Annotated in this window: 4 protein-coding genes; 3 read left to right on the plus strand and 1 reads right to left on the minus strand. The window is 61.0% G+C overall.

Features of this window, described 5'->3' with window-relative positions; genetic code table 11:
* Positions 1-183 precede the first annotated feature (183 nt).
* On the minus strand, positions 184-2,133 hold the full coding sequence (locus tag ACQKP4_RS27885; RefSeq protein ID WP_427637253.1) for a BCCT family transporter: 1,950 nt from the start codon (positions 2,131-2,133) through the stop codon (positions 184-186).
* A gap of 379 nt (positions 2,134-2,512) precedes the next feature.
* Here ACQKP4_RS27885 and betI point away from each other — a divergent pair, with 379 nt between their 5' ends.
* The 3 genes from betI (at position 2,513) to betA (ending at position 6,606) form a co-directional block, all read left to right on the plus strand.
* Positions 2,513-3,106, plus strand: coding sequence for a transcriptional regulator BetI (gene betI, locus ACQKP4_RS27890; protein WP_427637250.1), 594 nt, complete (start codon positions 2,513-2,515; stop codon positions 3,104-3,106).
* A gap of 107 nt (positions 3,107-3,213) precedes the next feature.
* On the plus strand, positions 3,214-4,686 hold the full coding sequence (gene betB, locus ACQKP4_RS27895; RefSeq protein WP_427637251.1) for a betaine-aldehyde dehydrogenase: 1,473 nt from the start codon (positions 3,214-3,216) through the stop codon (positions 4,684-4,686).
* 216 nt (positions 4,687-4,902) lie between these two features.
* Positions 4,903-6,606 carry a choline dehydrogenase gene (gene betA, locus ACQKP4_RS27900; protein ID WP_427637252.1) on the plus strand — a complete coding sequence of 568 codons (1,704 nt, stop codon included), beginning with the start codon at positions 4,903-4,905 and terminating at the stop codon, positions 6,604-6,606.
* The last annotated feature ends 114 nt before the right edge of the window (positions 6,607-6,720 follow it).

Consider the following 6,720-nt stretch of genomic DNA (forward strand, 5'->3'; position numbering starts at 1 on the left):
TGCATGCGGATACTGTTGATCCGGCTGAATGCCATGCTGCGCGACGGCACCGAATGGCGATGACGAATGGCAGGGTTAAGACAGTTGCTCCCACAGGGGTAAGCATTCCAATGTGGGAGCGGGCTTGCTCGCGAATGAAGGCGACGCGGGGCTTCAGACAGAAACACCGCGCCCTATCGAATGTCAGCTATAGACACGGCCAAGGAGCTGCCGATGGCTTTCAAACTGATCGAGCACGTCACGGGTGATCTGATCCTGAGTGAAACCCATCAAGTCGTAATCCTGACTGCCGTTGTGCAGGTACACCTCGGCCCGGTAGTAACGTGCACGCGGTTCGTCAGCGCTTTGCGCCGGCACCGTGTCGCTCGCTGCCGCCAGGTAACCGTCCAGGCTCACTTCGTAGACAAAAGGGTTGCCCTCTTCCATCTCGATCCGCACGCCCATGCACCGCTTCGATTTACCCAGCAGCGTCTGCACGTCCAGGCCTTGCGCGCGCAATTGCGTCGCCGCGACTTCCAGCGCCGGGCTGACTTGCTTGTCCATGAAGCGCTGAACGATCGACTGGTTCGGTTGCAGGTCCAGTTGCGTCAAGCGCTCGCTGAAGCCGCGACGGCCGCGTGCGGCCAGCTCCGCTTGCTCCAGTTCGATCTGCACGTCCTGGCGCATGGCCTTGTGCAAGCCGAACATGAAGAACACCAACACCACCGAGAACGGCAGGCCGGCCAGCACCACCATGGTTTGCATGGCTTCGAAGTTACCGGCGAACAGCAGGCCGATGGTCACCAGGGTAATCACCGCCGACCAGAAGATCCGCAGCCAGTGCGGCGCATCTTCGTCGACGTTGCCGCCCTTGCAGGAAAGGTTGGCCATCATCACCGCGCCGGAATCCGCCGGGGTCAGGAACAGCACGAAACCGACAAAGATCGACACGCCGATCACAATCTTCGACGCCGGGTAGTGTTCGAGCAATTGGTAGATCGCCATCGACGGCTGTTCGAGCGCGGTCTTCCCGAGCTCCACCGCGCCATGGTTCATCACCAGGTCCAGGGCCGAGTTACCGAAGATCGACAGCCACGCCAAGGTAAAGCCCAGTGGAATCAGCAGCACGCCGGCCACCAGTTCTCGCACCGTGCGACCACGGGAAATGCGCGCGATGAACATGCCCACGAATGGCGCCCAGGAAATCCACCAGGCCCAGTAGAACAAGGTCCACAGACCCATCCAGCGCTCGGTCTTCTCGGCGCTGCCTTCGTAGACATAAAGGTCGAACGTTTTCAGCACGATGCCGTTCAGGTAATCGCCGATGTTCTGCACGAAACCGTTGAGCAAGTGCAGGGTCGGGCCAAACAGCAGGACGAAAATCAGCAAGCCGCTGAACAGCACGATGTTCAGGTTGGACAGACGACGAATGCCGTTTTCCACGCCGGACACGGCAGCGATGGTCGCCACCGTGCTCATCACGATGATTACGATCAGCAGGTTGGTGTTGCTGTGTTCCATGCCGAACAGGTTTTCCAGCCCGGACGACACTTGCAGCGAACCAATCCCCAGGTTCGTCACCAGACCCAGCAGCGTCACGAACATGCCGAAGCCGTCGACCGCATGACCGGCCGCGCCTTTGACCCAACGCTCACCCACCAGCGGATACAGCGCCGAACGCAGCGCCAGCGGCTGGTTGTGCCGGTAAGCAAAATAGGCCACGGCCAGACCGACCAGTGCGTAGATCGCCCAGCCGTGCAGGCCCCAATGCAGGAAGGTCAGTTGCACCGCCTGACGGGCCGCCATATTGCTGGCGGCCACGCCTTCGGGTGGGTTGAAGTAGTGGTCCAGCGGCTCGGAAGCGCCGAAGTACAGCAGCGAGATGCCGATGCCCGACGAAAACAGCATCCCCGCCCACGCGCCGTAACTGAAGTCCGGGGTGTCGTCCTTGCTGCCCAGTTTGAGTTTGCCGTAGGACGAAAACGCCAGGCCGACGACGAACACCAGGTAAGCGGCAATCACCACCATGTAGTACCAGCCGAAGCTGCGGGACAACCAGGCCTGGGCAATGCCGAGCAATCTGCCGGCCTCTTGCGGGGCGATGATCAGAATGGCGGTCAGCAACAGAATCAACGCGGTAGAGGTGTAGAACACCCAACCGTTGACCGTCACCTTATCGGGTGGGGTCTTTATAAGAGAGGCAGAACTCATGGCACAGAGGCTCCGGGCAGTGCGGGAGAAGAACACAAGGCAACGCGTGACCCGACCAATCGGTTGGTTGGCAGCCGACCGGCGGGTGATATAAAGACACCCCGAAAAAAGCCCGAAGCCTGGAAGCGCCTGCGCGCGGGGGTTTCGAGCGGTTTCAGATGTCGTTTTTCCGCCAGCTACGCGTAGGAAAAACCTGTAGGCAGCGACGATTTGTCGCAGATCTTATTCTTTGTTGATTGAACGTTCAATCAAAACAAAATAGACTGGCCCTCGATCCGATAGACGTCTTACGTCCACCGGAAGGCCTAAGGAGATGTGCAAGATGCCCAAGGTAGGTATGCAACCCATTCGCCGCCAGCAGTTGATCGAAGCCACATTGCAGGCGGTCGATCAGGTCGGAATGGGGGACGCCAGCATTGCGCTGATCGCCCGTTTGGCCGGTGTCTCGAACGGCATCATCAGTCATTACTTTCAGGACAAGAACGGCCTGATCGCTGCCACGGCGCAGTACCTGATGAGTGTCCTCAGCGAGAACGTCACCGCGCGCCGTCAGGCGCTGACAGATGAAAGCCCGCGGGCGCATCTGCAGGTGATCATCGAAGGCAACTTCGACGCCAGCCAGGTCAACGGCCCGGCAATGAAAACCTGGCTGGCCTTCTGGGCCACCAGCATGCATCACCCGTCTTTGCACAGGTTGCAGCGGATCAACGATCACCGCCTGTATTCCAACCTGTGCTGTCAGTTCCGCCGTGTATTGCCGCTCGATGATGCGCGCAGTGCAGCCCGCGGCCTGGCAGCGTTGATTGACGGCTTGTGGTTGCGCGGTGCGCTGTCGGGCGACGCGTTCGACACCGAGCAAGCGCACCGCATCGCTTACGAATACATGGATTTCCAATTGGCCAAGCGGGTGAGTTAGAGCACACATAAACGCTCAACCCCCCGAACCGCCACTGACCAGCGTGCCAGCGCAACACGGCACGCCCAGTGGTCAACGCCAACCACTTATGCTCTTGCGAGGACTATATGGCCCGTTTCGAACTGCAAAAACTCTACATCGATGGTGGTTACTCCGACGCCAGCAGCGACGCCACTTTCGAAGCCATCAACCCGGCTAACGGTGAAGTCCTCGCAAACGTGCAGCGTGCAACCAAGGAAGACGTTGAGCGCGCGGTGGTCAGCGCCGAAAAGGGCCAGAAAATCTGGGCCGCGATGACCGCCATGGAGCGTTCGCGCATCCTGCGCCGTGCCGTCGACATCCTGCGCGAGCGCAACGATGAACTGGCCGCGCTGGAAACCCTGGACACCGGCAAGTCGTTCTCCGAAACCAAATACGTCGACATCGTTACCGGCGCTGACGTGCTGGAATACTATGCAGGCCTGGTGCCGGCCATCGAAGGCGAGCAGATTCCGCTGCGCACCACGTCGTTCGTCTACACCCGTCGCGAGCCGCTGGGCGTTGTGGCCGGTATCGGCGCGTGGAACTACCCGATCCAGATCGCCCTGTGGAAATCCGCGCCAGCCCTGGCGGCCGGTAACGCAATGATCTTCAAGCCAAGTGAAGTCACTTCCCTGACCACGCTGAAACTGGCCGAAATCTACACCGAAGCCGGCGTTCCGGCTGGCGTGTTCAACGTCCTGACCGGCAGCGGCCGTGAAGTCGGCACCTGGTTGACCGAGCACCCACGCATCGAAAAAGTCTCCTTCACCGGCGGCACCGACACCGGCAAGAAGGTCATGGCCAGCGCTTCCAGCTCTTCGCTCAAAGAAGTGACCATGGAACTGGGCGGCAAATCCCCGCTGATCATTTTCGACGACGCCGACCTCGATCGCGCCGCCGACACCGCGATGATGGCCAACTTCTACAGCTCCGGCCAGGTCTGCACCAACGGCACTCGCGTCTTCATCCCGACGCACCTCAAAGCCGCATTCGAAGCCAAGATCGCCGAGCGCGTTGCGCGCATCCGCATCGGCAACCCGGAAGACGAAAACACCAACTTCGGCCCGCTGGTCAGCTTCGCCCACATGGAAAGCGTGCTCGGTTACATCGCCAAAGGTAAGGCAGAAGGCGCCCGCGTCCTGTGCGGCGGCGACCGCTTGACCGACGGCGACTTCGCCAAAGGCGCATTCGTGGCACCGACCGTGTTCACCGACTGCACCGACGAAATGACCATCGTGCGCGAAGAAATCTTCGGCCCGGTGATGGCGATCCTGACTTACGACACTGAAGAAGAAGTGATCCGTCGCGCCAACGACACCGACTTCGGCCTGGCCGCCGGCGTTGTCACCAAGGACCTGAACCGCGCGCACCGCGTGATTCATCAACTGGAAGCCGGTATCTGCTGGATCAACGCCTGGGGCGAGTCCGACGCGAAGATGCCGGTCGGCGGCTACAAGCAGTCGGGTGTTGGCCGTGAAAACGGCATCAGCTCGCTGAATAACTTCACGCGCATCAAATCGGTACAGGTCGAACTGGGCGATTACGCCTCGGTGTTCTGATCCACGCGAAGTCTGGAGTGAACACCATTGTGGCGAGGGGGCTCGCCCCCGTTGGGCCGCGAAGCGGCCCCATCCCAGACACCGCAAGTCTTCAGATAGAAAGCGGTCGCTGAATTTACGACTGCTGCGCAGCCGAACGGGGGCTAGCCCCCTCGCCACATTGCGCGGCGTCCAGGCGACCCGCGACCTGACCACTTTCAAAAGAGGGTGCATTCAATGTCCCAAGAATACGATTACATCATCATCGGAGCCGGCTCGGCCGGTAACACCCTGGCGACCCGTCTGACTGAAGACGAAGGCGTCACCGTCCTGCTGCTCGAAGCGGGCGGCCCGGACTACCGTTTTGATTTCCGCACGCAAATGCCCGCCGCACTGGCGTTCCCGCTGCAAGGGCGTCGCTACAACTGGGCCTACGAAACCGATCCAGAGCCACACATGGACGGTCGCCGGATGGAATGCGGTCGCGGCAAGGGCCTCGGCGGTTCTTCGCTGATCAACGGCATGTGCTACATCCGTGGCAACGCGATGGACTACGACAACTGGGCCAAGCTGCCAGGCCTGGAAGATTGGGATTACCTGAACTGCCTGCCGTATTTCCGCAAGGCGGAAACCCGCGACATCGGCCCGAACGACTACCACGGCGGCGAAGGTCCGGTCAGCGTGACCACGCCGAAAGCCGGCAACAACCCGCTGTTCCACGCGATGGTTGAAGCAGGCGTGCAGGCCGGTTACCCGCGCACCGAAGACTTGAACGGTTACCAGCAGGAAGGCTTCGGCCCGATGGACCGCACCGTAACGCCGAACGGCCGTCGTGCCAGCACCGCTCGCGGTTACCTGGACACCGCCAAGAAGCGTTCGACCCTGACCATCGTCACCCACGCCCTGACCGACAAGATCCTGTTCGAAGACAAGCGCGCGGTCGGCGTGCGTTACCTGATCGGCGCGGCTGAAGAGCGCGTTGAAGCCCGCGCCCGCAAAGAAGTGCTGCTGTGCTCCGGCGCCATTGCGTCGCCGCAAATCCTGCAACGCTCCGGCGTCGGCCCGGCCGCACTGCTGAACAAGCTCGACATCCCGGTGGTCCACGACCTGCCAGGCGTCGGCGAAAACCTGCAGGATCACCTTGAGTTGTACCTGCAATACGCCTGCACCCAACCGGTCTCGCTGTACCCGTCGCTGCTCTGGTACAACCAGCCGGCCATCGGTGCCGAGTGGCTGTTCAACGGCACCGGCATCGGCGCCAGCAACCAGTTCGAAGCCGGCGGTTTTATCCGCACCCGCGAAGAATTCGACTGGCCGAACATTCAGTACCACTTCCTGCCGGTCGCGATTAATTACAACGGCAGCAACGGTGTAAAAGAGCACGGCTTCCAGGCACACATGGGTTCCATGCGTTCACCGAGCCGTGGCCGTATTCAAGCGAAGTCGAAAGACCCGCGCGAGTACCCGAGCATCCTCTTCAACTACATGGCCACCGAGCAGGACTGGCAAGAGTTCCGCGATGGCATCCGCCTGACCCGTGAAATCATGCAACAGCCGGCACTGGACGCTTTCCGTGGCCGTGAAATCAGCCCGGGCATCGACGTGCAAACCGATGAACAGCTCGACAAGTTCATCCGCGAACACGCCGAAACCGCGTTCCACCCGTCCTGCTCCTGCAAGATGGGCACCGACGACATGGCCGTGGTTGACGCTGAAGGTCGCGTACATGGCATGCAAAGCCTGCGGGTGGTCGATGCTTCGATCATGCCGATCATCACCACCGGCAACCTGAACGCGCCGACGATCATGATCGCCGAGAAAATCGCCGACAAGATTCGTGGCCGCCAACCGTTGCCGCGCAGCACCGCTGCTTACTTCGTCGCCGGTGATGCACCGGTGCGGGGCAAGCCGCTGCGGGATGTGACTCCTGCGGCTCAGTAAGAAGTAGGACCGAGGCGCGGCCTTCGCGAGCAAGCCCGCTTGTGTCTTGGGCAGGGGATAAACTTTGGGGTGAGAGGGGTGGATGGCAAGCTGTGAGTCCGCGGTGCTTGAAGC

Source organism: Pseudomonas sp. NPDC086278 (assembly GCF_050280905.1).
In the GTDB taxonomy this organism is placed as follows: Bacteria; Pseudomonadota; Gammaproteobacteria; order Pseudomonadales; family Pseudomonadaceae; genus Aquipseudomonas.

What these genes read in the sequence shown, in the direction of transcription:
- betI (WP_427637250.1), top strand. Translation starts at nt 2,513, where the DNA reads ATGCCCAAGGTAGGTATGCAACCCATTCGCCGCCAGCAGTTGATCGAA.
- betB (WP_427637251.1), top strand. Translation starts at nt 3,214, where the DNA reads ATGGCCCGTTTCGAACTGCAAAAACTCTACATCGATGGTGGTTACTCC.
- betA (WP_427637252.1), top strand. Translation starts at nt 4,903, where the DNA reads ATGTCCCAAGAATACGATTACATCATCATCGGAGCCGGCTCGGCCGGT.